Annotated in this window: 14 protein-coding genes; 8 read left to right on the forward strand and 6 right to left on the reverse strand. The window is 72.6% G+C overall.

Annotated elements, in window-relative coordinates; translation table 11 throughout:
• Positions 1-133: 133 nt before the first annotated feature.
• The 3 genes from ACFVHV_RS19590 to panB form a co-directional block, all read right to left on the reverse strand.
• A complete protein-coding gene (locus tag ACFVHV_RS19590) occupies positions 134-967 on the reverse strand; it encodes an ABC transporter permease (protein WP_359896930.1) in 834 nt (277 codons plus the stop codon).
• On the reverse strand, positions 964-1,986 hold the full coding sequence (locus tag ACFVHV_RS19595) for an ATP-binding cassette domain-containing protein (RefSeq protein ID WP_380352377.1): 1,023 nt from the start codon (positions 1,984-1,986) through the stop codon (positions 964-966). The genes ACFVHV_RS19590 and ACFVHV_RS19595 overlap by 4 nt, the downstream gene beginning before the upstream one ends.
• Before the next feature lie 224 nt (positions 1,987-2,210).
• Positions 2,211-3,080 carry a 3-methyl-2-oxobutanoate hydroxymethyltransferase gene (gene panB, locus ACFVHV_RS19600; RefSeq protein WP_359896934.1) on the reverse strand — a complete coding sequence of 290 codons (870 nt, stop codon included), beginning with the start codon at positions 3,078-3,080 and terminating at the stop codon, positions 2,211-2,213.
• 302 nt (positions 3,081-3,382) lie between these two features.
• On the opposite strand from panB, the gene ACFVHV_RS19605 reads away from it, so the two are divergent.
• From ACFVHV_RS19605 to ACFVHV_RS19615, 3 genes are all read left to right on the forward strand, one after another.
• Positions 3,383-4,981 carry an MFS transporter gene (locus ACFVHV_RS19605; RefSeq protein WP_359896936.1) on the forward strand — a complete coding sequence of 533 codons (1,599 nt, stop codon included), beginning with the start codon at positions 3,383-3,385 and terminating at the stop codon, positions 4,979-4,981.
• Between the two features lie 161 nt (positions 4,982-5,142).
• Positions 5,143-5,772, forward strand: a complete 630-nt coding sequence (locus ACFVHV_RS19610; protein ID WP_359896938.1) for a TetR/AcrR family transcriptional regulator — start codon at positions 5,143-5,145, stop codon at positions 5,770-5,772.
• Positions 5,773-5,968: 196 nt separating this feature from the next.
• Complete coding sequence (locus ACFVHV_RS19615) at positions 5,969-7,024, forward strand: endonuclease/exonuclease/phosphatase family protein (protein WP_380352379.1); 1,056 nt, start codon at positions 5,969-5,971, stop codon at positions 7,022-7,024.
• 3 nt (positions 7,025-7,027) lie between these two features.
• On the opposite strand, the gene ACFVHV_RS19620 is transcribed toward ACFVHV_RS19615, so the two are convergent.
• On the reverse strand, positions 7,028-8,782 hold the full coding sequence (locus tag ACFVHV_RS19620; RefSeq protein ID WP_359896942.1) for an NAD+ synthase: 1,755 nt from the start codon (positions 8,780-8,782) through the stop codon (positions 7,028-7,030).
• A 174-nt stretch (positions 8,783-8,956) separates the two neighbouring features.
• Between ACFVHV_RS19620 and glnA the strand changes: the two genes are divergently transcribed.
• Both glnA and ACFVHV_RS19630 read left to right on the forward strand, forming a co-directional pair.
• Entirely contained in the window at positions 8,957-10,318 is a 1,362-nt protein-coding gene (gene glnA / locus ACFVHV_RS19625) for a type I glutamate--ammonia ligase (RefSeq protein WP_359896944.1), read from the forward strand.
• Positions 10,319-10,498: 180 nt separating this feature from the next.
• Positions 10,499-11,761, forward strand: a complete 1,263-nt coding sequence (locus ACFVHV_RS19630) for a hypothetical protein (protein ID WP_359896946.1) — start codon at positions 10,499-10,501, stop codon at positions 11,759-11,761.
• Here ACFVHV_RS19630 and ACFVHV_RS19635 read toward each other — a convergent pair.
• Complete coding sequence (locus tag ACFVHV_RS19635; RefSeq protein ID WP_380352381.1) at positions 11,728-12,927, reverse strand: acyltransferase family protein; 1,200 nt, start codon at positions 12,925-12,927, stop codon at positions 11,728-11,730. The genes ACFVHV_RS19630 and ACFVHV_RS19635 overlap by 34 nt on opposite strands.
• 200 nt (positions 12,928-13,127) lie before the next feature.
• Here ACFVHV_RS19635 and ACFVHV_RS19640 point away from each other — a divergent pair, with 200 nt between their 5' ends.
• Positions 13,128-16,154: a bifunctional [glutamine synthetase] adenylyltransferase/[glutamine synthetase]-adenylyl-L-tyrosine phosphorylase gene (locus tag ACFVHV_RS19640; RefSeq protein ID WP_359896949.1), complete on the forward strand. Its 3,027-nt coding sequence runs from the start codon at positions 13,128-13,130 to the stop codon at positions 16,152-16,154.
• 77 nt (positions 16,155-16,231) lie between these two features.
• Here ACFVHV_RS19640 and ACFVHV_RS19645 read toward each other — a convergent pair whose 3' ends face one another.
• Entirely contained in the window at positions 16,232-17,200 is a 969-nt protein-coding gene (locus tag ACFVHV_RS19645; RefSeq protein ID WP_359896951.1) for a phosphatase PAP2 family protein, read from the reverse strand.
• Between the two features lie 318 nt (positions 17,201-17,518).
• On the opposite strand from ACFVHV_RS19645, the gene pulA reads away from it, so the two are divergent.
• Both pulA and ACFVHV_RS19655 read left to right on the forward strand, forming a co-directional pair.
• A complete protein-coding gene (gene pulA, locus ACFVHV_RS19650) occupies positions 17,519-23,041 on the forward strand; it encodes a pullulanase-type alpha-1,6-glucosidase (protein WP_380352383.1) in 5,523 nt (1,840 codons plus the stop codon).
• A 570-nt stretch (positions 23,042-23,611) separates the two neighbouring features.
• Positions 23,612-25,939 carry a M4 family metallopeptidase gene (locus ACFVHV_RS19655; protein ID WP_359896955.1) on the forward strand — a complete coding sequence of 776 codons (2,328 nt, stop codon included), beginning with the start codon at positions 23,612-23,614 and terminating at the stop codon, positions 25,937-25,939.
• The last annotated feature ends 194 nt before the right edge of the window (positions 25,940-26,133 follow it).

The raw sequence follows: 26,133 nt of genomic DNA on the forward strand, positions 1-26,133 counted from the left end.
GCCGGCGCCCGTCCCCCGGTCACCGGCCGCACGGGCCCGTTCCGCGGCCGGCGCCCGTCCCGGGCGGCCGGCCGTTCTCGTCCGCCGGCCCTCCCCGGCGGGAGTCGAGGGGGAGCCGACGGCGGTCGTGGGGTCAGGTCCGCTTGCGGAACCGGGCGACCGCCAGCGGGGCGAAGATCGCGGTGACGGCGGCCGACCAGACCAGCACGATCGTCACCGGGTGGGCCACCGGGCCCTCGCCGTTGAGCAGGGCGCGGGAGGCGTCGGCCAGTGCCGACAGCGGGTTGACCTCGGTGAAGGACTTCAGCCAGCCGGGCATGGTGTCGGGCCTGGCGAAGATCGAGCTGCCGAACTGCATCGGCATCAGGACCAGCATGGCCACGCCCTGGACGGCCTGGGCGCTGCGCAGGGCCATGCCCAGCAGCATCGAGATCCAGACGATCGACATGCCGAACACCAGGGCCAGGCCGATGGTGGCCAGCACCTCCAGCGGTCCGGTCCGCACCTCGAAGCCGATGCACATCGCGAAGCCGATCAGGATCGCGAAGGAGAGCAGTCCGCGCAGGGTCTCGGCGACGATCTTGGACAGCAGGACCGAGGCCCGGCCGATCGGCAGGGTGCGGAAGCGGTCCATCACGCCGGTCTGGAAGTCGCTGTTGAGGCCGGTGCCGACGGCCATCGCGAGGGTGAGGCCGGTCTGTCCGAGCAGGCCGGGGATCAGGTACTGCTTGTAGTCGTCCTGGTTGCCGGCCATCGCGCCGCCGAAGACGTAGACGAACAGCACGGTGAAGACGATCGGCATCAGCACGGCGTCGAACATCGACTCCGGGTCGGCCTTGATCCGCATCAGGTTGCGCCGGGTCAGCGCGCCGACGTGGCGCAGGGTGCCGGCCAGGCCGATCCGGGAGTCCTCCGCCGGCGGCCGGGTGTCCCGGGCCCGGGAGGGGGTGAGCGTGGCGGTGGTCATGCGACGGGCTCCTTGGCGAGGCTGGGGGCGGGTACCGCGGCGGAGGCGGGCTTGCCGGTGATGGCGAGGAAGACCTCGTCCAGGCTGGGCACCTTGGTGTCGATGCCGGCGACGGCGAAGCCGCGGGTGCCGAGCACCCCGATCACCGCGGTCAGCTGCTCCTCGCCGGTGATCGGCACCGCGAGCAGGCCGGTGTCGGCGGAGAAGGTGGCGTTGAGGATGCCGCTCCCGTGCAGGCAGCGGGCCATCTCCGGCAGCTCGGCCGGGTCGGCCGGGCGGACCTGGAGGGTCTGGCCGCCGACCTTGGCCTTGAGCTCGGAGACGGCGCCGTTGGCGATCACCCGGCCGCGGTCGATGACGGTCAGCTCGTTCGCGAGCTGCTCCGCCTCCTCCATGTACTGGGTGGTCAGCAGCACGGTGCTGCCCTCGGCGACCATGCGCTGCACCTCGTCCCAGACCTCGTTGCGGGTGCGCGGGTCCAGGCCGGTGGTGGGCTCGTCCAGGTAGAGCACCCGGGGGCGGCCCGTCATGCTGGCGGCCAGGTCGAGGCGGCGGCGCATGCCGCCGGAGTAGGTCTTGGCGGTCCGCTTGGCGGCCTCGGTGAGCGAGAAGCGCTCCAGCAGCTCGGTGGCCCGGGCCTTGGCCTCCTTGCGGGGGAGGTCGAGCAGCCGGCCGATGAGGTAGAGGTTCTCGTACCCGGAGAGCAGCTCGTCCACGGAGGCGTACTGGCCGGTGAGGCCGATCGTGCGGCGCAGCTGCTTGGGCTGGCGCAGCACGTCGTAGCCGCCGACGAACGCGGTGCCGGCGTCCGGCTTGATCAGGGTGGAGAGGACGCGCACCAGGGTGGTCTTGCCCGCGCCGTTGGGGCCGAGCAGGGCGAGGACGGTGCCCTCCTCGACGGTGAGGTCGACCCCGTCGAGGGCCTTGGTCTCGCCGTAGTGCTTGACGATGCCGTGCACCTCCACGGCGTTCCGAGAGGTGGTTCCCCGGTCGTTCGGGGCTGTCGCGATTCGTGTCATGCCCCCAGGGTGTCGGCCCGCGCTGTCAGCTCCCTGTCGGCCGGCGCCGTGTGCTGTCAGGCCGCTGTCACCGGCCGCCGCAGGCGCTCCCCGGGCGCCGGACGCGGCCCCGGGTACGGCGGCGGCCGGGGGTACGACAGCGGCCCCCGCCCGGGTACGGCGGCGGCCCCCGGGTACGGCAGCGGCCCCGCTCCGAACCGGAACGGGGCCGCGAGGAGCGGGCGTCAGCGGAAGCTGTGCTCCGCCGCCGGGAAGGCGCCGGAGCGCACGTCCTCGGCGTACGCGCGAGCGGCGTCGCCGAGGACGGTCCGCAGGTCGGCGTACTGCTTGACGAACTTGGGCACCCGGCCGGCCGTCATGCCGGCCATGTCGGTCCAGACCAGCACCTGGGCGTCGGTGTCCGGTCCGCCGCCGATGCCGACGGTCGGGATCGCCAGCTGCTCGGTGGCCTGGGCGGCCAGCTCGGCCGGGACGGCCTCCAGCACCACGGCGAAGGCGCCCGCCTGCTGGACGGCCTTGGCGTCGCGCAGCAGCTGGTGCGCCGCCTCGTCGCCGCGGCCCTGGACGGGGTAGCCGCCGAGGGCGTGCACGGACTGCGGGGTGAGGCCGATGTGGGCCATCACCGGGACGCCGGCCTCGACCAGCAGCTCGATCGAGCGGGCGCTGCGCTCCCCGCCCTCCAGCTTGACCGCGCCGACCCCGGCTTCCTTCATCAGCCGGGCCGCGTTGTGCATGGCCTGCGCGGGGGACTCCTGGTACGAGCCGAACGGCAGGTCGGCGACGATCATCGCCCGTTCGGTGCCGCGGACGACGGCGGCGGAGAGCATCACCATCTGATCCATGGTCACCGGGACGGTGGTCTCGTAGCCGAGGTGGCAGTTGCCCGCCGAGTCGCCGACCAGCAGCACCGGGATGCCGGCCTCGTCGAACACGCCCGCGGTGAGGGCGTCGTAGGCGGTGAGCATCGACCACTTCTCGCCGCGCTGCTTGGCGGCGGCGAGGTCGCGGACGGTGACACGGCGGTTGGTGACCCCGCCGTAGAGGGTGGCGGTCGACGCCTGGTTCTGGGCAGGCGAAGGCGTAGAAGCGTTCATCGAACGGACTCCTGAAGGGTTGTCGTCTCGTGGCGCCGTACGGCGTCCCCGGATCACCTCCATGCTTGCACGCCCCGGCGCCCGCGCAAAGAGGGGTGCGGGCGTCCCGGTGCGATCCAGGACACACCGGGCGCGCGGGTCGTCCCCTGCCGGGGTGCGCGGGCGGCCGCCGAATTTGCCCGCTCTTTACGAAACGGATTCGTCTCGTATCGTATCGCCCGTTACCCTGGTGCGGGGGGTTACGAGACGTATGCGGCTCGGAATGCCCGCCAGTGCCACACCACCACGGACGGGAAACACCCATGACCACCGCAGCCGCGCCACCCCGCGTGCCGGAAGCCATCCACCGTCGGCGCTGGGCGATCCTCGGCACCCTGCTGCTCGCCCTGCTCGTCGTCGTGCTCGACAACTCGATCCTCAACGTCGCGATGAAGACCATCGCGACGCCCGCGCCGGTCGGACTCGGGGCCACCCAGAGCGACCTGGAATGGTCGATCAACTCCTACACCCTGGTCTTCGCCGGGCTGCTGTTCACCTCCGGCCTGCTCGGCGACCGGTTCGGCCGCAAGCGCGCGCTGCTGGCCGGCATGGTGGTCTTCGGCATCGCCTCGCTGCTGTCCGCGCTGGCCGCCTCGCCCGGTGAACTCATCGGCTACCGCGCCCTGATGGGCGTCGGCGGCGCGCTCGCGATGCCCGCCACGCTGGCGATCATCATGAACGTCTTCGAGCGCTCCGAGCAGCCCAAGGCGATCGGGATCTGGGCCGGCGCGGTCGGCCTGGCCATCGCCATCGGCCCGATCACCGGCGGCCTGCTGATCGAGCACTTCTGGTGGGGCTCGGTCTTCCTGATCAACGTCCCGATCGTGGTCGTCGCGGTGATCGCGATGGTGATCCTGGTCCCCGAGTCCAAGGACCCCAGCCCGGGCCGGATGGACCCGATCGGCGTACTGCTGTCGATCGTCGGCCTGGTCGCGCTGATCTACGGCATCATCAAGGGCGGCGAGCTGGCCGACTTCACCGCGGTCGAGGCCTGGGCGCCGACCCTGGTCGGCGTGGTCGCGCTGGTCGCCTTCGTCTGGTTCGAGCGCCGCACCGCGTTCCCCGCGCTGGACGTCACCTGGTTCCGCAACAAGGTGTTCAGCGCGTCCGTGGTGGTCGTCGGCGTGATCTTCTTCGCGCTGATGGGCGTCTCGTTCTTCGGCGTCTTCTACATCCAGAGCGTGCGCGGCTACAGCGCCCTCCAGGCCGGTGTGCTGATGCTGCCGCTGGCCGCCGCCCAGCTGGTGTTCGCCCCGCGGGCCCGGCTGGTGGTCGACCGCTTCGGCGTCGCCGCCACCGCGACCTGCGGCATGCTGCTGGTCGCGGTCGGCTTCGTCGGCTACGTCGTGCTGACCGCCACCACCCCGATCTGGGTGCTGGTCGTGCTCGGCCTGGTGATGGGCGCCGGCATGGCGCACGTCATGCCGCCGGTCACCGTCGCGATCATGGCCTCGCTGCCCCGGGAGAAGGCCGGCGCCGGCTCGGCCGTCAACAACACCTTCCGCCAGGTCGGCGGCTCGCTCGGGGTCGCCGTGCTCGGCGCGGTGCTCTCCACCGTCTACCGCGACGGGATGGCCGACACCCTGACCCACCTGCCCGAGGGCCTGCGCGACAAGGCCGGCGAGTCGCTGGAGGCCACCCTGGCCATCGCCGACCGCATCCCCGGCGGCCAGGCGCTGATCGCCCCGGCGAACGACGCCTTCGTCCACGCCATGCACGTGGTGGCCTCGCTCTCGGCGGGCGTCTCGGTGATCGGCGCCGTCGTCGCCTGGTTCCTGCTGCCGCGCCGCTCGGCCGCCCCCGCCGGCCCGGCCCCCGAACAGCGCGGCCAGGAACGCGAGGCCGCGGCCGCGGAGGCCTGACCAGCGGCCGGGCCCACCGTGACTGAGCGACAATGGCCCTGTCGCCCGGGTGCACCCCGGGCGGCAGGGCCTCGGTCCGGGGCGGGCCCCCGCCGCGGACCCACCGAGGGACACCCCACGGCGCCAGCGCCGCCGGGGAGAGCGAGGGAGAGACAGCGGGGATGAAGACGGACACGCCGACCGCCGACACCGGGCAGCACTGCGCGGAGGTGCGCCGTGGCCGGCCCCGGAGCGAGGCCGCCGAGCAGGCCATCTTCACGGCCGTCGAGGACCTGATGGCCGGCGGCACCGCGCTGTCCGAGCTCACCATCGAGGGCATCGCCGCCGCCGGCGGCGTCGGCAAGGCCACCATCTACCGGCGCTGGTCCAACAAGGAGGCCCTGCTGGTCGACGTGGTCAGCCGGCTGGAGGAGCCGCTGCCGGAGCCCACCGGCGCCGGCGCCCGGGCCGACCTGATCGCCATGGTCGACCACGTCCGCCGGCGCGGCCTGGCCAAGCGCACCCGCTGGGTGCTCAAGGCCGCCCTCGGCCAGATGCAGACCCTGCCCGAGCTGTACTCCGCGTACCGGGAGCGGGTGATCAAGCCGCGCCGGGAGGTCGGGCTCCGCCTGATCCGCCAGGCCGTCGACGAGGGCGTGATCCGCGACGACCTCGACCTGGAACTGCTCAACGACCTCCTGATGGGGCCGATCCTCTACCGCAGCATCCTGTGGGACGACTCCGACCTGGAGGACCCGGACCTGGCCCGCAAGCTGGTCGACTCCGTGCTCGAAGGCCTCGCACCCCGCTGACCCCGCCCGACCCGCGCCCGAACGTGGCCTCGCTCACCAAACCGGGCCGCGCCGGAACCCGCTCAGCGGGACCGACGTCTGTCCCGGCATAGGCTGAGCCGGACAATCGATCAAACCGGCACCGGTCCGGTGAGTGCCCGCCCGACGACGGGCCGGACACCGGAGCGGCGACGGCACGAGCGACGGGAGCCACTTCATGGCGCAGGCGGACAGGACCGAGCGGATCGCGGCCCCCGGGGGCGACGCCGACGGCCCGGCCCCCGCGGTGCGTCGCGGCGGCTTCCTCGGCCTGCGCCACTGGGGCCGGGACGCCCGCGGCAGCGGCACCTGGCGGCGCGGCCTGGTGGTCGCCGCGCTGGCCGTGCTCACCGCCGCGCTGCTCGCCTTCCACGCCGAGGTGCCCAACAGCGTCGGCAACCTCGGCAGCCTGCTGGAGACCTTCCTGCCCTGGCTGGGCCTGGCCGTCCCGGTGCTGCTGGTACCCGCGCTGCTGCGCCGCTCCGCCACCGCGCTGCTGGCCCTGCTGCTGCCCGTCGTGCTCTGGGTCAACCTGTTCGGCGGGCTGCTGTCCGACAAGAGCGGCGGCAAGGGCGACTGGACGGTGGTCAGCCACAACGTCGCCGCCGCCAACACCGACGTGCCGGGCACCGTCCGCACCCTGGTGGACTCCGGCGCCCAGATCGTCGCCCTGCAGGAGCTGGCCGGCCGGCAGCTGCGCTCGTACGAGACCGGGCTCGCCGGCGCCTACCCGTACCACACCGTGGAGGGCACGGTCGGGCTCTGGTCGAAGTACCCGATCGGGGACATCTCCCCGGTGGACCTGAAGATGGGCTGGACCAGGGCCTTCCGGGCCGAGGTCACCACCCCGCAGGGCCCGGTCGCCGTGTACGTGGCGCACCTGCCCTCGGTGCGGCTGAAGGCCGAGGGCGGCTTCACCGTCAACCAGCGGGACCTCAGCGCGCAGGCGCTCGGCAACGCGATCCAGTCCGAGCCGCTGAAGAAGGTCCTGCTGCTCGGCGACCTCAACGGCACCATGAACGACCGCAGCCTGGCGCCGGTCACCTCGCAGATGCGCTCGGCCCAGGGCGCCGCCGGCGACGGCTTCGGCTTCAGCTGGCCGGCCGCCTTCCCGATGGCCCGGATCGACCAGATCATGAGCAAGGGCGGGCTCACGCCGGTGGACTCCCGCACCCTGTCCCGGGACGGCAGCGACCACCTCGCGGTGGCCGCCACCTACCGGTACTCGGCGTAGCGGTCAGCCGCGCCGCCAGCGGTTGGTGATCGGCAGGCGGCGGTCCCGGCCGAAGTTCTTGGCCGAGACCTTCGGGCCCGGCGGGTACTGGCGCCGCTTGTACTCGGCGCTGTCGACCAGCCGGACCACCCGGTCCACCACGGCCGGGTCGAAGCCGTCCGCCACGATCGAGTCCCGGCCCTCGTCGCCCTCGATGTAGCGGGCCAGCACGCCGTCCAGCAGGTCGTAGTCGGGCAGCGAGTCGGTGTCCACCTGGTCCGGCCGCAGCTCGGCGGACGGCGGCTTGGTGATGGTGTGCTCCGGGATCGGCGGCACCTCGCCGCGCCGCACGGCCTCCTCGTTGCGCCAGCGGGCCAGCCGGAACACCAGTGACTTGTAGACGTCCTTGATGGGTCCGTAGGCGCCCACCGAGTCGCCGTACAGCGTCGAGTAGCCGACCGCCAGCTCGCTCTTGTTGCCGGGCGCGAGCACGATGTGCCCCTCCTGGTTGGAGATCGCCATCAGCAGGGTGCCGCGCAGCCGGGACTGGAGGTTCTCCTCGGCGAGGCCGGTCAGCTCGGTCGCCGCCAGGTAGGCGTCGAACATCGGGGCGATGGAGACGGTCCGCAGGGGCAGTCCGGTGCGGCGGGCCAGCTCGGCCGCGTCGTCCCGGGAGTGCTGGGAGGAGTAGCGGCTGGGCATCGAGACGCCGTGCACGTTCCGCGCGCCCACCGCGTCCACCGCGATCGCGGCCACCAGCGCCGAGTCGATGCCGCCGGAGAGGCCGATCAGCACCGACGAGAAGCCGTTCTTGGTCACGTACGCCCGGGTGCCGGAGACCAGCGCGGCCCAGATCTCGGCCTCGTCGGACCGCCGCGGCGCCACCCCGGCGGTGAGCCTCCCGGCGGGCGCGTCCTGCGGTTCGCCGCCCAGCTCGGTGCGGACCAGGTGCAGCCCGTCGCTCAGCAGCAGTCCGTCGGTGTCGTCCCCCGCGGCGGGCGGCAGGTCGAGGTCCAGCACCAGCAGGTGCTCCTCGAACTGCGGGGAGCGGGCCAGGACTTCGCCGCCCGCGCCGACCACGATCGAGTCGCCGTCGAAGACCAGCTCGTCCTGGCCGCCGACCATGTTGACGTACGCCAGGGTGCAGCCCGCCTCGGCCGCCCGGCGGCGCACCAGCTCCAGCCGCTGGTCGTCCTTGTTCCGCTCGTACGGGGAGCCGTTGATCACCAGCAGCAGCCCGGCGCCGGCCTCGCGGGCCGCGGTGACCCGGCCGCCGTCCTGCCAGATGTCCTCGCAGACGGCCAGCGCGACGTCCACCCCGTGCAGCCGCAGCACCGGCAGCTGGTCGCCGGGGACGAACCAGCGGAACTCGTCGAACACGCCGTAGTTGGGCAGGTGGTGCTTGGCGAACCGGGTCACCACCTCGCCCCGGTGCAGCACCGCGGCGCAGTTCTGCGGGGAGCCGGCCGGACGGTTGAAGCGCGGCGAGGCGTGCTCGGAGCGCCCGAGGTAGCCGACGACCACCGGGACCTCGCCCAGCCCCTCCGCGGCCAGGCGGCCGGCCAGCTCGACCAGCGCGGCGCGGGAGGCCTCGATGAAGGAGTGGCGCAGGGCGAGGTCCTCCACCGGGTACCCGGTGAGGGCCATCTCGGGGAAGGCGACCAGCTGCGCGCCGGCCTCCGCGGCCCGCTTGGTCCAGCGCACCACCTCGTCGCCGTTGCGGGCGAGGTCACCGACCCAGGGGTCGATCTGGCTCAGGGCGAGACGGAGATTGGGCATGCCCCGAGTGTAATCGTCCAACTGACGCGATGTCCTGGGCGGGAGCCTGCGGCGGGGGTCGGCGCTGCCGGGCCGGGCGGGGATCGGCCATGATGGGGGCAACCGCTTTACGAGGTCTTTCCACGGCCTCCGGGGCGTAACACGAGCGTAAAGAGCAGAGGTGAGACTGTCCCCATGGGCAAGCAGCAGCAGTTCGTGCTTCGGACGCTCGAAGAGCGTGACATCCGGTTCGTCCGGCTGTGGTTCACCGACGTGCTCGGGTTCCTGAAGTCGGTCGCGGTGGCGCCGGCCGAGCTGGAGCAGGCCTTCGAGGAGGGCATCGGGTTCGACGGCTCGGCGATCGAGGGCTTCGCCCGGGTGTACGAGTCCGACATGATCGCCAAGCCGGACCCGACCACCTTCCAGATCCTGCCGTGGCGCTCGGAGACCCCGGGCACCGCCCGGATGTTCTGCGACATCCTGATGCCGGACGGATCGCCGTCCTACGCCGACCCCCGGTTCGTGCTCAAGCGCACCCTGGAGAAGGCCTCCGAGCAGGGCTTCACCTTCTACACCCACCCGGAGATCGAGTTCTTCCTGCTGAAGAACCTGCCCGGCGACGGCACCCCGCCGATCCCCGCCGACCACTCCGGCTACTTCGACCACACCCCGCGCGGGGTGGGCCACGACTTCCGCCGACAGGCGATCACCATGCTGGAGTCGATGGGCATCTCGGTCGAGTTCTCGCACCACGAGGGCGCCCCCGGCCAGCAGGAGATCGACCTGCGCTACGCCGACGCGCTGTCCACCGCCGACAACATCATGACCTTCCGGCTGGTCATGAAGGAGGTCGCGCTGGAGCAGGGCGTGCACGCGAGCTTCATGCCCAAGCCGTTCTCCGAGCACCCCGGCAGCGGCATGCACACCCACGTCTCGCTGTTCGAGGGCGACCGCAACGCGTTCCACGAGTCCGGCGCCGAGTACCAGCTGTCCAAGGTCGGCCGGTCCTTCATCGCGGGCCTGCTGAAGCACGCCGCGGAGACCGCCGCCGTCACCAACCAGTGGGTGAACTCCTACAAGCGGATCTGGGGCGGCTCCCAGCGCACCGCCGGGGCCGGCGGCGAGGCGCCGTCCTACATCTGCTGGGGCCACAACAACCGCTCGGCGCTGATCCGGGTGCCGATGTACAAGCCGGGCAAGCAGGGCTCCACCCGGATCGAGGTCCGCTCCCTGGACACCGGCTGCAACCCGTACCTCGCCTACGCCGTCACCCTCGCGGCCGGCCTGAAGGGCATCGAGGAGGGCTACGAGCTCCCGCCCGGCGCCGACGACGACGTGTGGGCGCTGTCCGACTCCGAGCGCCGCGCCCTCGGCATCCAGCCGATGCCGCAGAACCTCGGCGAGGCCATCGACCTGATGCAGCGCAGCGAACTCGTCGCCGAGACCCTCGGCGAGCACGTCTTCGACTTCTTCCTGCGCAACAAGCGCCAGGAGTGGGAGGAGTACCGCTCCGAGGTGACGCCGTTCGAACTGCGGAAGAACCTCCAGGTGCTGTGAGCGGGTGACGGCCGCTCAAACCCCCGTCGGCCCGCTGTCGCCCAGGAGGGCGGCAGCGGGCCCTCCTATGGAGTGGACCTGCGACGGAATCGCCGCACCGGTGGCGGAATGTGATGCTTATGTGACGGAGGGTTGTGGTTCGACCGGCCTGCTCGTCCGTCCATCCTGAAAGAGGATCACATGATCTCCTCCGTCAGTCGTGCCTCCGCCACCCGTCTGCTCCTCCGCCGGACCTGCGTCGCGGGCGCCGCTGTCGCCGCCGTCGCCGGCCAGCTGCTGGCCGCCCCGACCATCGCCGACGCCCGCGGATCGGGCACGCCCTCCGGGCCGGAGGCGGGAGTCCAGCACGCACAGCAAGCCCAGCCCGCACAACGCGCGAAGCAGCGGGCCACCACGATCGCCGAGAACCAACTGCCGTTCACCACCCGCTTCGCGGGCGACTTCCGCGGCTCCATCACCCGGATCAGCAACTCGCTGATGACCTGCGACGAGACCAAGGCGCCGCTCGACCCGGAGCAGCCGCCCTGCCTGGACGCCCGCAAGGGCCTCGGCCCCAGGCCGATCAACAACAAGTACGAGATGAAGTACATCAACATCGACCCGGGCTCGGTCGGCCCGCTCGGTGACGCGATCTACTCCGCCAGCTCCGCCGACCTCGGCCTGATCGACGGCTCCCAGGTCAAGTACGCCCGGCTGTACTGGGGCGGCACCCGCGGCATCGACGACGTCGTGCTGCCGGAGAACCAGATCGACGAGGTGTACCTGAAGGTCCCGGGCGAGCCCGAGTACCGCAACATCGCCAACGACCAGCCCTCCATCGGCTACATCACCACCGACGTGGAGAGCAGCTACCAGGCCTCCGCCGACATCACCGACCTGGTCAGGCAGGCCGGCAACGGCACCTACACCGTCGCCAACATGGACTCGGTGGTGAAGCCGCACAGCTGGGGCGGCTGGACGATCGTGGTCGCCTACGAGAACGAGTGCAAGCCCTTCCGGCACGTCCACCTCTGGGACGGCTTCCGGGTCGAGCTGCCCGACAGCCCGCCGCGCGAGTTCGACCTCACCGGGCTGCAGACCCCGGCCGCCGGCCCGGTGGCGGGCAAGCTCGGCTTCGTGGTCTACGACGGCGACCTCAAGTGGACCGGCGACACCCTCGCCATCAAGTCCACCAACGGCCCCCTGGCACTCTTCTCGGACCTCAACCACGCCTCCAACGACGCGTTCAACTCCACCATCGAGGAGCTCACCCCGGCCGACCAGTTCGTCCGCACCCCGTACAACCGCAACAACTTCGGCTACGACTCCAACCGCTGGGACATCTCGCCGTTCCTGCGCAACGGGGACACCGACATCAAGGTGCTGTTCGACACCGACAAGGACGGCTACGACCTCGGCGTCTTCTACGCCTACGTCAACCTGGACGGCTCCACCGAGGGCTGATCCCCCGTCGCACCACGGCGCCGCTGCCGCCCCACCCGCACCGCGCGGGTCGGCAGCGGCGCCGCCGCGTCCCGGCCCCGGTCGGCGCCGCGCAGCAGCCGCTCGCAGGGGCGCTCCACCCAGCGGTACAGCACACCCGCGGCGGCCAGCGAACCGCCGGCCAGCAGCAGCCAGACACCGAACGTCGCGGCCCCCGGCGCCGGGCGGCCCTGGACGGACAGCCAGCAGCGGATGCCGATCTCGTGCACCAGGTACCAGGCGAACGACCACTCGCCGAGCCGGACGGCCGTGCGGCCCGCCAGCGGCCGGGGCGGGCACCCGGCGGCGTCGCGCCGGGCGGCGGCCGCCAGCAGGGCCGCGAACAGCGGCGCGGGGAGCAACTGGGAGGCGCTGTACGGGCCGTACCAGAGGGCGTCCGGGACGGCGGCGTGCCAGGGGACCAGCAGCAGGTGCCAGAGCGCCACGGCGGCGGCCGCCGGCAGGAGCCCCGGCCGCGCCGACCGCACCCGGGGGAGCGCGCCGTGCCGCACGGCCAGGCCGGTGACCACGCCGAGGACGAACTGCGGGGTCCGGGTCAGCGGCAGGTAGTCCAGCAGCCAGCCGCGCACCGCCGGGTCGGCGGGCAGCAGGGCGCCGGCCGCCCAGAGCACCGGGCCGAGCGCGGTGCACAGGGCCGCGAGCGGCAGCCAGGCGCGCCGGCGCGGGGCCAGCAGGCGCAGCAGCGGCGGGAACAGCAGGTAGAACCAGGCCTCGGCGCCCAGCGACCAGGAGGCCGGGTTGCCGCCGTACACGGTGGGCAGCGCCCACGGGTGCACCAGCGCCAGCGACCAGAGCGCGGCCACCACCGGCAGCACCGCGCCGATCGCCGCGTCCGCACCCAGGGACAGCACGGTGGTCAGCAGGTGCAGCGGCCAGATCCGGGCGAAGCGGCGGCGGGCGAAGGTCAGGGCCCCGGCCGGGGTGGACGAGGCCCCGTACGTCCAGGCCAGCACGAAGCCGGAGAGCACGAAGAAGAACGTCACACCCGAACGGCCGTACCAGGCGAGCGGGCCGAGCACCGGAAGCGTGCCCACCTTGTGGGAGAGGTGGTAGAGCACCACCAGCAGGGCCGCCCAGAAGCGCAGCCCGGTGAGCGAGGGCAGGCGGGCGGGGCCGGTCGTGGGCATCGGCGCTCCGGGGGAGGGGGCGGGGCCGCGGGCAGTGCTGCGGCGCCCGGCTGAACGAGCGCGGCCGGGACGAGGTCACGCCTACGGCGGTCGAGGGGCCGGCCGTGTCCACCCGGCGGGCGCGTCCGGCGGCGGACACCGGGGGCGCGTAGCCTGCTAGGGCCCTGAGGACGCGGGTGCGAGGACGGACGGAGGGGTCGATGGCGGTCGAGGAGCAGCGGGCCGGGAGCCGGGTCAGCCGGCCGGAGAACCGGCTGGTCCGGCGCGGGTTCACCGACCCGGCGCGGGCGGTGCGGCTGCTGGAGGGCCCCGGGCTGGAGGGCCTGGCCGACGACCCGCTGCTGCTGGACGCGCTCGGCGCCACCGCCGACCCCGACCTCGCGCTGCTCGGCCTGGCCCGGCTGCTGGAGGCCGCCGACGAGGCCGACCGGCACACCCTGCGCGACACCCTCACCACCTCCAAGCCGCTGCGCGACCGGCTGCTCGGCGTGCTCGGCGTCTCCACCGCGCTCGGCGACCACCTGGCCCGGCACCCGCACGACTGGCACGTGCTGGTCACCTTCGAACTGCGCGACATGCACCCCGGCCCGGAGGACTTCCGCCGCGCCCTCGCCGAAGGCGTCCGGGACGACGCCCTCGGCCCCGCCAACGCGCTGCGCGTCGCCTACCGCCGCTGCCTGCTCGCCATCGCCGCCCGCGACCTCACCGGCACCACCGACCTCGCGCAGACCGCCGCCGAACTCGCCGACCTGGCCGGTGCCACCCTCCAGACCGCCCTGGACCTCGCCGCCGAGCAGGACCCGGAGGCCGCCGCGGCCTGCCGGCTCGCCGTGATCGGCATGGGCAAGTGCGGCGGCCGCGAGCTCAACTACGTCTCGGACGTGGACGTGGTCTTCGTCGCCGAGCCGCGCGAGGGCGTGGACGAGCCGGAGGCGATCAGGGCCGCGACCCGGCTGGCCGCCGCCCTCACCCGGTTGTGCGCGGACACCACCGGCGAGGGCACGATCTGGCCGGTGGACGCCAACCTGCGCCCCGAGGGGCGCAACGGCCCGCTGGTGCGCACCCTCGCCAGCCACCTCGCCTACTACCAGCGCTGGGCCAAGACCTGGGAGTTCCAGGCGCTGCTCAAGGCCCGCCCGGTCGCCGGGGACGCGGAACTCGGCGCCGCGTACGTCGAGGCGCTCGCCCCGATGGTCTGGCAGGCCGCCGCCCGGGAGAACTTCGTCGCCGACGTGCAGCAGATGCGCCGCCGGGTGGTCGACTCCATCCCGGCCACCGAGCTGGACCGCCAGCTCAAGCTCGGCCCGGGCGGGCTGCGCGACGTCGAGTTCTCCGTGCAGCTGCTCCAGCTGGTGCACGGCCGCACCGACCCGGCGCTGCGCAGCGGCAACACCCTGGAGGCGCTGGCCGCCCTCTCCCGGGGCGGGTACGTGGGCCGGGCGGACGCCGCCTCGCTGGACGCCGCGTACCGCTTCCTGCGCTCGCTGGAGCACCGCATCCAGCTGTACCGGCTGCGCCGCACCCACCTGATGCCCACCGCCGACGAGGACCTGCGCCGGCTGGCCCGCTCGCTGGCGGCGCTGATCAACGACGACACCCGCGCCGACCCGGTGGCCGCGCTGCAGCGCGAGTGGAAGCGGCACGCGATGGAGGTCCGGCGGCTGCACGAGAAGCTGTTCTACCGGCCGCTGCTGGACGCCGTCGCCGAACTGCCGCAGGGCGCCACCGGGCTGAGCCCGGACGCGGCCCGGGCCCGGCTGGAGGCGCTGGGCTACGCGGATCCGGCGGCCGCGCTGCGGCACCTCAGCGCGCTCGCCTCCGGGGTGAGCCGCAAGGCCGCGATCCAGCGGACCCTGCTGCCGGTGCTGCTCGGCTGGTTCGCCGAGTCCGCCGATCCGGACGCCGGGCTGCTCAACTTCCGCCAGGTCTCCGACGCGCTCGGCCGCACGCCCTGGTACCTGCGGCTGCTGCGGGACGAGAGCGCCGCCGCCGAGCAGCTGGCCCGGGTGCTGTCGGCCGGCCGGCTCGCCCCCGACCTGCTGCTGCGCGCCCCCGAGGCGGTGGCCATGCTGGGCGATCCGCGCGGCCTGGAGCCGCGCGGCCGGGCGGCGCTGCAGTCGGAGGTGCTGGCCGCCGTCGGCCGGGCCGGGTCCACCCACGCCGCGGTGGCCGCCGCCCGCTCGGTGCGCCGCCGGGAGCTGTTCCGCACCGCCGCGGCGGACGTGCTCGGGCGGCTCGGGGAGGACCCCGCCGAGGCGCTGGACACCGCGGGGGAGGCGCTCACCGCGCTCAACGCCGCCACCCTGGGCGGCGCGCTGCGCGCCTGCGTCGCCGGGTGGGAGGCCGAGCACGGGGACCTGCCGACCCGGATCTCGGTGATCGCGATGGGCCGCTTCGGCGGCCACGAACTGGGCTACGGCTCGGACGCGGACGTGCTCTTCGTCCACGAGCCGCTGCTGGGCTCGCTGGAGGAGGAGGCGGCCCGGGCCGCCCAGGCGGTCTGCCACGAGCTGCGCACCCAGCTGGGCGCGCCCTCCACCGAGCCGCCGCTGCTGGTCGACGCCGACCTGCGGCCGGAGGGCCGCAGCGGCCCGCTGGTGCGCACCCTGGCCTCGTACGCGGCCTACTACCGGCGCTGGTCGCACGCCTGGGAGAGCCAGGCGCTGCTGCGGGCCGAGCCGGTGGCCGGGGACGAGGAGCTGGGCGCGCGGTTCCGGCAGCTGATCGACCCGCTGCGCTACCCCGGTGGCGGGGTGCCGGAGCGGGACCTGGTGGAGATCCGCCGGATCAAGGCGCGGATCGAGGCCGAGCGGCTGCCGCGCGGGGCCGACCCGACCACCCACACCAAGATCGGCCGGGGCGGGCTGGCGGACGTCGAGTGGACGGTGCAGCTGCTGCAGCTCCGGCACGGGCACGAGCTGCCGGCCCTGCGCACCACCCGGACCAGGGCGGCTCTGGCGGCCGCCGCGCGGGCCGGGCTGGTCGGGTCGGAGGACGCCGAGGTGCTGGACGCGGCCTGGGTGCTGGCCTCCCGGGTGCGGGCGGCGGTGATGCTGGTGCGCGGCCGGCCCGGGGACAGCTTCCCGGGGGAGGCCCGGGAGCTGGCCGGGGTGGCCCGCTACCTCGGGTACGGCTCCGGGCACAGCGGCGAGCTGCTGGACGACTACCGGCGGATCACCCGGCGGGCCCGGGGGGCGGTGGACCGGCTGTTCTACGGCTCCGGCTGACGGGCACGCGAAAGGGGCCCCGTGCGGGGCCCCTTCGACGTTCCGGGCGGCCGGCGTGGCGGGCCGGCGCGGCGCCGCTAGCGGCGTGCGCTGCTGACCGCGGGCTCGCTCCACTGCTCGGGCACGGTGACCGGCTGCTCGGCCGCCGTCTCCCGGGCGGGCACCCTGGGGAGTTTGTAGACCCACTCGTGGTAGAGCCAGCGGGCGGCGAGGAAGCCCACCGCCAGGCAGAGCTCGCCGCCGACGGCGTCCATCCAGAAGTGGTTGGCGGTGGAGACGATGACCACCAGGGTGGCGGCGGGGTACAGCAGGCCGAGCACCCGGACCCACGTCCGGCGGGCCAGGAAGAAGATCGCCAGGCCGCACCACATCGACCAGCCGATGTGCATCGAGGGCATGGCCGCGTACTGGTTGGAGACGTGCGCGGCGGGCCCGGAGGCCATCGAGCCCCAGGTCCCGTGGACCTTCACGGTGTCGATGAAGCCGCCGTCGGTCATCAGCCGGGGCGGGGCCAGCGGGAAGAAGTAGAAGCCGACCAGGGCGATCCCGGTGGTCACGAACAGCACGGTGCGGGCCGCGACGTAGCGCCCGGGGTGGCTGCGGTAGAGCCAGACCAGCACGCCGATCGTGATCACGAAGTGCAGTGTCGCGTAGTAGTAGTTCATCCCGGTGATGAGCCACCCGACGCTGTCCACGGCGTGGTTGATCGAGCGCTCGACGGCGATGCCGAGGTGCTGTTCCAGGTCCCAGATCCAGCGCGTGTGCTTCTGGGCTATCGCTTCCTGTTCGGGAACCGCGTTGCGCACGATCGAGTAGATCCAGTAGCTGATCCCGATCAGCGCCAGTTCGAACCAGATCCGCGGTCTGGCCGGCGACCGGCGCTGGGCGCCGATGCGGCCGCGCAGGACGGCGGTACGGGACTGTGCGGCACGGGTGGCTCCATCGGGCAGGCGGCCGGGGAGGGCCTTCGCTGCTTCGGAACCGCCACCACTGGCCGCGTCGGCGCGCCCGGCGTCGCCTCGCTGGATCTCGGTCGGTTCCCCCATGGACGGCAAGTCTGCCAGACCGCTCGTAGCCGTCCGCTCATCCTCTGGAAGTGGATTCTTCACCGGCTGTCCCCCTTGAGGGCTAGGGGCCGGCTCCCACCGGGGTAGGGGGTGCTCTGGGGTTCGGTGCGTACCGGTGGGACGGACATACGTCCCATTGTCACGCCCGTCGCTCCGAGGGAGTAATCGGGGTGGTCGGAGACGGTCGCCCACCTGGAAATTTCCCGGCACGAAACGGTTTCAGCATCTTGCTGAAACATATTGCAGGCCGCTAGCTTCCTGGGAAATCGATCGCCCCTTCCCCTAAGGGAGCCCTCAGTGGCCGATGCCCCGCTCCGTCCCCGACGGAGCACCGCCCGACGAACCACCGGCCGCCGCAGACCGCCGGGCCGCACCGCCGTCCTGCTGGCCGCCGCACTGACCGCCGCCACCCTCGGCGGCGCCCCCGCGGCCCTCGCCGCCGCCCCGCCGGCCCCGCCCTCGGACGCCGCGCTGGCGGCCACCGCAGGGCGGCACGACCTCACCCGCGAACAGTTCTACTTCGTCCTGCCCGACCGCTTCGCCAACGGCGACGCCGCCAACGACGGCGGAGGCATCACCGGCGGGCGGCTGGAGAACGGCTTCGACCCCGCCGACAAGGGCTTCTACCACGGCGGCGACCTCGCCGGGCTGATCCAGCGGCTCGACTACATCCAGGACCTCGGCACCACCGCGATCTGGATGGCCCCGATCTTCAAGAACAAGCCCGTGCAGGGCAGCGGGGCCGACGCCTCGGCCGGGTACCACGGCTACTGGATCACCGACTTCACCCAGGTCGACCCGCACTTCGGCACCAACGAGCAGCTCAAGGAGCTGATAGCCAAGGCGCACGCCCGCGGCATCAAGGTCTTCTTCGACGTCATCACCAACCACACCGCCGACGTCGTCGACTACGCCGAGAAGCAGTACGGCTACCGCTCCGCCGGCGCCTACCCGACGCTCGACGCGGACGGGAACCCGGTGGACGAGACCGCCGTCGCCGACGCGGGAGCCCCCTGGCCGCGGACCACCAAGGACTCCTTCCCCTACACCCCGGTCTTCCGCACCCCGGCCGACGCCGGGGCCAAGACCCCGTCCTGGCTCAACGACCCGGCGCTCTACCACAACCGGGGCGACTCGACCTTCGTCGGCGAGTCCGCCACCGAGGGCGACTTCAGCGGCCTGGACGACCTCGACACCCAGAACCCCAAGGTGGTGAAGGGCTTCGAGAAGGTCTACCAGCAGTGGGTCAAGGACGCCGGCGTGGACGGCTTCCGGATCGACACCGTCAAGCACGTCAACATGGCCTTCTGGCAGCAGTGGGCGCCCGCCCTCAAGGACTTCGCCGCCAAGCAGGGCAACAAGAAGTTCTTCATGTTCGGCGAGGTCTACTCCGGGGACCCGGCGGTCACCTCGCCGTACGTCACCAAGGGCAGGCTCCAGGCCACCCTGGACTTCCCGTTCCAGGGCGCGGCCCGCTCCTACGTCTCCCAGGGCGGCTCGGCACGCGGCCTCGCCGACGTCTACGGCCAGGACTACCGCTACACCGGCGCCGACACCGACGCGTACGAGCTGCCGACCTTCCTCGGCAACCACGACATGGGCCGCTTCGGCTCCTTCCTGCTCGCCGACAACCCGGGCGCCGACGACGCCACGCTGCTGAAGAAGGACCGGCTCGGCAACGAGCTGCAGTTCCTCACCCGCGGCCAGCCCGTCGTCTACTACGGCGACGAGCAGGGCTTCACCGGCGCGGGCGGCGACAAGGACGCCCGGCAGGACCTGTTCGCCTCGAAGACGGCCTCCTACAACGGCGACCGGGTGCTCGGTGGCCCCTCCGGCCCGGCCGACCGCTACGGGCAGGGCGGCGAGCTCTACCAGGGCATCGCCGGGCTGGCCCGGCTGCGCCGCGACAACCCGGCACTGGCCGACGGCGCCCAGGTCGAGCGGTACGCCGCCGACGGCGCGGGCGTGTACGCCTTCTCCCGGATCGACGCCGGGCAGCAGGTCGAGTACCTGGTCGCGGTCAACAACGCCGCCGAGGCGAAGACCGTCACCCTGGACACCTTCTCGGCGGGGACGGGCTTCGACCGGATCTACCCGTCCGCGGGGGACCGGATCACCAGCGGCGCCGACCGCAGGGTGACCGTCACCGTGCCGGCGCTGTCCTCCGTCGTGTTCAAGGCGGGAGCCCGGCTCGCGGCCGTCGGCCCGGCTCCGCAGCTCGCGGTGCGGCCGCCGGCGGACGGTTCGAGCGGACTCGTCACGGTCGGTGCGAAGGTCGACGGCGGTGGCTTCGACCGGGTGAGCTTCGCCGCCCAGATCGGCAACGGGCCCTGGCAGACCCTCGGCACGGCCGACAACGGCGTCTACAAGGTCACCCAGGACCTCGGCGCCGTCGCCCCCGGCACGGTGGTCCGCTACAAGGCCGTCGTGCAGGACTCCGGCGGCCACCTGCGCTCCGCCACCGCGAGCTTCACCACCGGCGCCCCCGCACCGAAGCCGGCGCCCACCGCGGGCTCCCGCCCGTACGCCGTCGTCCACTACAACCGGCCGGACGGCGACTACGACGGCTGGAACCTCTACGCCTGGGGCGACCTCGCCGACGGCGAGGCCACCCCGTGGCCGGCCGGGCACGCCTTCACCGGGCGGGACGCGTACGGCGCCTTCGCCTACGTGCGGCTGAAGCCCGGCGCCTCGGACGTCGGGTTCGTCGTGGAGAAGGACGGCGTCAAGGACGTCGACGCCGACCGGCACCTCGACGTCGGCAGCACCGGGGAGGTGTGGCTCAAGCAGGGCGACCCGGCGGTGCGCACCGCCGACCCCGGCCCGGGCAACACCCAGCCCGCGAACACCGCCGTCATCCACTACAACCGGGCCGACGGCGACTACGAAGGCTGGGGACTGCACGACTGGACCGGCGCGGCCACCCCGACCGACTGGGGCAAGCCGCTGGCGCCGGTGCGCCGCGACGCCTTCGGCGCCGTCTTCGAGGTGCCGCTGGCCCCCGGGGCGACCAGCCTCAGCTACATCCTGCACAAGGGCAACGACAAGGACCTGCCCGCCGACCAGTCGCTGGACCTCGCCGTCAACGGCAAGGAGGTCTGGATCCTCGGCGGCCGCGAGGGCTACCTGCTGCCGCAGAACCCGGCCGCCTCCGCGCAGATCGACCTCACCGGGGCCAGGGCCCAGTGGATCGACGCGAGGACCGTCGTCGTCCCGGCGACCTACGGCGCGGGCGACGAGGCCCTGGCCGGCGGCACCAGCGCCCAGCTGGTGTACGACCCGGCCGGCGGCATCAAGGCCGACAAGGGCGTGCTGACCAAGCCCGGCCAGTGGCTGCGGCTCACCCCGGTCAAGGGCGGGCCGACCGACGCCCAGAAGGCGAAGTACCCGCACCTGGCGGGCTACCGGGCCTTCACCGTGGACGCCCGGGACGCCGCCCGCGTCCCGGCCGCGCTGCGCGGCCAGCTGCTGTTCACCGAACACCTGCCCAGCGGCGCCGTCCTGGCCGCCACCGGGGTGCAGATCCCGGGCGTGCTGGACGACCTGTACGCCGGGCGGACCGGCAAGGTGGACTTCGGGCCGGCCCACTACAACGGCAAGGTGGCGCTGTCGCTGTGGGCGCCGACCGCGCAGGAGGTCTCCGTCCAGGTCTTCGACAGCGCCACCGGGGGCACCCCGAAGACGCTGCCGCTGAAGCTCGACGACGAGACCGGGGTGTGGGAAGTCGTCCGTGACAAGCGCGAGTTGGACGGCAAGTACTACCTGTACCAGGTGAAGGTCTGGGCGCCCTCGACCCAGCAGCTGGTGGTCAACACCGTCACCGACCCGTACTCGGTGGCGCTGTCCACCGACTCCCGGCGCAGCCTGGTCGCCGACCTCGACGCCAAGGAGCTCAAGCCCGCGGGCTGGGACGACCACGCCCGCCCGCAGGCCGTCGCGCCCGCGCAGCAGCAGATCCAGGAGCTGCACGTCCGGGACTTCTCGGTGGAGGACCCCACCGTCCCGGCCGCCGAGCGCGGCACCTACCTGGCGTTCACCGAGTCGAACTCGGCCGGCATGCGGCACCTGCGGGAGCTCGCCGATGCCGGGGTGACCACGATCCACCTGCTGCCGACCTTCGACATCGCCACCGTCCGGGAGAACCGGGCCGACCAGAAGCTGCCGGCCTGCGACCTCAAGTCCCTTCCCCCGGACGGCCCGAAGCAGCAGGAGTGCGTGGCGGCCGTCGCCGCCGACGACGCGTACAACTGGGGTTACGACCCGCTGCACTACAACGTGCCGGAGGGCTCCTACGCCACCGACCCCGGGGGGACGGCGCGCACCGTGCAGTTCCGGCAGATGGTGCAGGCGATGCACGCGGCCGGGCTGCGGGTGGTGCTCGACGTGGTCTACAACCACACCGCGGCCGCGGGCCAGGCCGAGCACTCGGTGCTGGACAAGGTGGTCCCCGGCTACTACCAGCGGCTCGACGCCGACGGCAGGGTGACGACGGACAGCTGCTGCGCCGACACCGCGCCCGAGCACGCCATGATGAACCGGCTGGTGGTCGACTCGGTGACGCTGTGGGCGCGCGAGTACAAGGTGGACGGCTTCCGCTTCGACCTGATGGGCCTGGACCCGAAGTCCACCATGCTGGACGTGCAGTCCGCGCTGCGGAGGATGACGCCGGACTCGGACGGCGTGGACGGGAAGAACGTCTTCCTGTACGGCGAGGGCTGGAACTTCGGCGCGGTCGCCGACAACGCCCGGTTCGAGCAGGCCACCCAGGCCAACATGGCCGGCACCGGCATCGCCACCTTCGACGACCGGATCCGGGACGCCGCCCGCGGCGGCAACTTCATGCTGAACTCCGCCCCGCAGCAGGGCTTCGCCTCGGGCCTGTACACCGACCCGAACGGCTCGGCCGCGAACGGCACCCCGGAGGAGCAGAAGGCCCGGCTGCTGCACGGGATGGACCAGCTGAAGGTCGGACTGACCGGCAACCTGGCCGGCTACTCCTTCACCGACAGCTCCGGAAAGCCCGTCACCGGCGCCCAGGTCGACTACAACGGCGCCCCGACCGGGTACGCGGCGAAGCCCGGCGAGGCGGTGGAGTACGTGGACGCCCACGACAACACCGACCTCTTCGACGCCCTCGCGTACAAGCTGCCGACCGGCACCGCGCCCGCCGACCGGGCCCGGATGCAGGCGCTCGCGCTCTCGCTGACCACGCTCACCCAGGGCGCGGGCTTCGCCCAGGCCGGCAGCGACCTGCTGCGCTCCAAGTCGCTCGACTCCAACTCCTACGACTCGGGGGACTGGTTCAACGCGATCCACTGGGACGCCGCGGACGGCAACGGCTGGGGCCGCGGCCTGCCGATGGCGAAGGACAACCAGGAGCAGTGGACGGCCGCGCGGTCCCTGCTGGCGAACCCGAGGCTGACGGTGGGCGCGGCCGACATCCGGGCGGCCTCGGCGCAGTACCAGGAGTTCCTGCGGATCAAGCGGTCCTCGCCGCTGTTCTCGCTGCCGAGCCTGGCCGCCGTCCAGCAGCGGCTCTCCTACCCGCTCTCCGGCACCGCCGGTGAGACGCCCGGGGTGATCACCCTGCACCTGGACGGCACCGGGCTGCCGGGGGCGGAGAAGGGCATCACGGTGGTCTTCAACGCCACCCCCGCGGCGCAGGCGCAGACCGTGCCGGCCCTGCGGGGCACCGGCCAGGCGCTGCACCCCGTCCAGGCGGGCGGGGCGGACCGGGTGGTGCAGCGGTCCGGCTTCGAGGCCGCGACCGGCACCTTCACCGTGCCGGGCCGAACCGTGGCGGTGTTCGTCCAACACTGATTCGTACACTGCGACAACTCCCGGGCTCCGTACCACTGTTCAGGTGGTGCGGGGCCCGGCTCCGGTTCGGGGACGGCAAGGTTCCGTTCCGGACGCACAATGGCCGAAAACCGTTGATGGCACGGCCGGAACTGTGATGTGCCGGGTCCGCCGGGCGCTGGCGGCCGCTCTCCGCGGGGGGAAGCGGCCCTGAGTGCTGGTCACCGACCGTCGGCAGTGATCGAACTTTGTCCGGGGCATGAAAACCGTGTTCACGAGTTCGTCACGGGGTAACACAACTGACGAACCGTCCTGCATACGGTTTCGGTAATGAATCGGCCAATCCGTGGCATGCATCTGTCATTAACCGCTCGGTAGCTGCCACGATTCCCCCGGCTGTAGACGAGGGGGCCCCACCCCCCGGTGCAGCTGTTCCAGTTCAGGTGCAGCGCGTCCCGACCCTGCAAACGAGTTGTGAGCAACGCATCCGCACTCCCGTCGTACCCGGCGGGGGCCCCCACTGCGCCGCAACCGCGGCCCAGGTTTCTCTCCACCGTGCGCGACCCAGCGCCGGTCGGAAAAGGAGTCCGCATGTCCCGTTACGCTCACGCCCGGAAGGCGGCGGTTGTCATGGCCGCCTCCACCGCGCTGCTGGTCACCGGCATACCGGTGATCGCCCAGGCGGCCACGCCGGACGCGCCGGCCGCCGTCGCGGCCCAGCAGGCGAGCCGCGCCCAGCTGATCTCCGCCGCGAACCAGCAGACCGCCTCCCTCGCCCAGACCCTGGGCCTGAGCGGCACCGAGAAGCTGGTCACCAGGGACGTCATCCAGGACGCGGACGGCACCCGCCACCTGCGGTACGAGCGCACCCTCGACGGACTGCCCGTCCTGGGTGGGGACCTGGTGGTGCACCAGGCGCCCACCGGTGCGACCAAGAGCGTTGACCGGGCCAGCACCGCCTCGCTGAGCGGTGTGAGCACCACGCCGAAGCTGGCCGCGCCGGCCGCGCAGAGCGCCGCGCTCGCCGCCGAGTCGGGCACCGCGGTCGACACCGCGCCGCGCCTGGTGGTCTGGGCCGGGGACAACACCCCCCGGCTGGCCTGGGAGACCGTCGTCTCCTCCACCAAGTCGGACGGCACCCCGAGCAAGATGCACGTCGTCACCGACGCCACCAGCGGCCAGGTCATCCAGCAGTGGGACGGCATCGAGACCGGCTCCGGCAAGGGCGTCTTCGTCGGCAACGTCACCATCGGCACGACCCAGTCGGGCTCGACGTTCCAGATGAAGGACACCACCCGCGGTGGGATGTACACCACCAACCTGAACCACGGGTCCTCGGGCACCGGCACGCTGTACAGCAAGGCGACCGACACCTGGGGCGACGGCACCGTCAACAACGGCGAGTCCGCCGCGGTCGACGCCCACTTCGGCGTCGCGGCCACCTGGGACTACTACAAGAACACCTTCGGCCGCAACGGCATCCGCAACGACGGTGTCGGCGCCTACAGCCGCGTCCACTACGGCAACAACTACGTGAACGCGTTCTGGGACGACTCCTGCTTCTGCATGACGTACGGCGACGGCAGCAACAACACCGCGCCGCTCACCGAGCTGGACGTCGCGGGCCACGAGATGAGCCACGGCGTCACCGCGGCCACCGCCAACCTGACCTACTCCGGCGAGTCCGGCGGCCTCAACGAGGCCACCTCGGACATCTTCGGCACCATGGTCGAGTTCTCCGCCAACATCCCCACCGACAACCCCGATTACCTGATCGGTGAGTTGATCAACATCAACGGCGACGGCACCCCGCTGCGCTACATGGACAAGCCGTCCAAGGACGGTGCCTCGGCCGACTACTGGTCCTCCACCGTCGGCAACAAGGACGTCCACTACTCGTCCGGCGTCGCCAACCACTTCTTCTACCTGCTGTCCGAGGGCAGCGGCGCGAAGGTCATCAACGGCGTCAGCTACGACTCGCCGACCCAGGGCAACATCACGGTCACCGGCATCGGCCGGGACAAGGCCGCGGCCGTCTGGTACCGCGCGCTGACCACCTACATGACCTCCAGCACCAACTACGCCGCGGCGCGCGTCGCGACGGAGAAGGCGGCCACCGACCTGTACGGCGCCGGCAGCGCCGAGCTGACCGCGGTCAGCACCGCCTGGGCGGGCGTCAACGTCGGCACCGCGCCCAGCGGCGGCGTCACCGTCACCAACCCGGGCAACCAGTCCACCGCCGTCGGCGGTGCGGTGAACCTCCAGGTCAGCGCCACCGGTGGCACCGCCCCGCTGACCTACACCGCGACCGGCCTGCCCACCGGCCTGTCGATCTCCTCCTCCGGCGCGATCACCGGTACCGCCTCCACCGCGGGCACCTACAACGTGACCGTCACGGCGAAGGACTCGGCCGGCAAGACCGGCAGCACCAGCTTCACCTGGACCGTCTCCACCGGTGGCGGCAGCTGCACCCCGGCGCAGCTGCTGGGCAACGCGGGCTTCGAGACCGGCACCGCCACCCCGTGGACGGCGTCCAGCGGCGTGGTGGACAACAGCTCCTCCCAGGCGGCCCACGGCGGCTCCTGGAAGGCGTGGATGAACGGCTACGGCTCGACCCACTCGGACTCGCTGTCGCAGACGGTGAGCATCCCGTCGGGCTGCAAGGCGACGCTGAGCTTCTGGCTGCACATCGACACCGCCGAGTCGGGCAGCACCGCGTACGACAAGCTGACCGTGTCGGTCAACGGCACCGCGCTGAAGACCTACTCCAACGTGGACGCCGCGGCCGGCTACCAGCAGCGCACCTTCGACCTGTCGGCCTACGCGGGCCAGACGGTCACCGTGAAGTTCGCCGGGACCGAGGACGCCTCGCTCCAGACCAGCTTCGTGATCGACGACACCTCCGTCCAGACCGGCTGACCCCGGGCCGGCTCCTGACGGGCCGGTGAACCAGGACAGGTGAGGGGCCCGGCGGCTACGGCCGCCGGGCCCTTGTCGTGCCGTCCGGGGTTTCGGCCGAGGTCTTGACGGCCCTCGCGGGCGCCTCTAGGTTCGGCGCTGCAAGTTTCCGGCAAGTTGCAGAAACTTCCTGCAGGCTTCACCTCCGGCTGCCC

The sequence above is a fragment of the Kitasatospora sp. NPDC127116 genome (genome assembly GCF_042677365.1).
Taxonomy (GTDB): Bacteria; Actinomycetota; Actinomycetes; order Streptomycetales; family Streptomycetaceae; genus Kitasatospora; species Kitasatospora lactacystinica.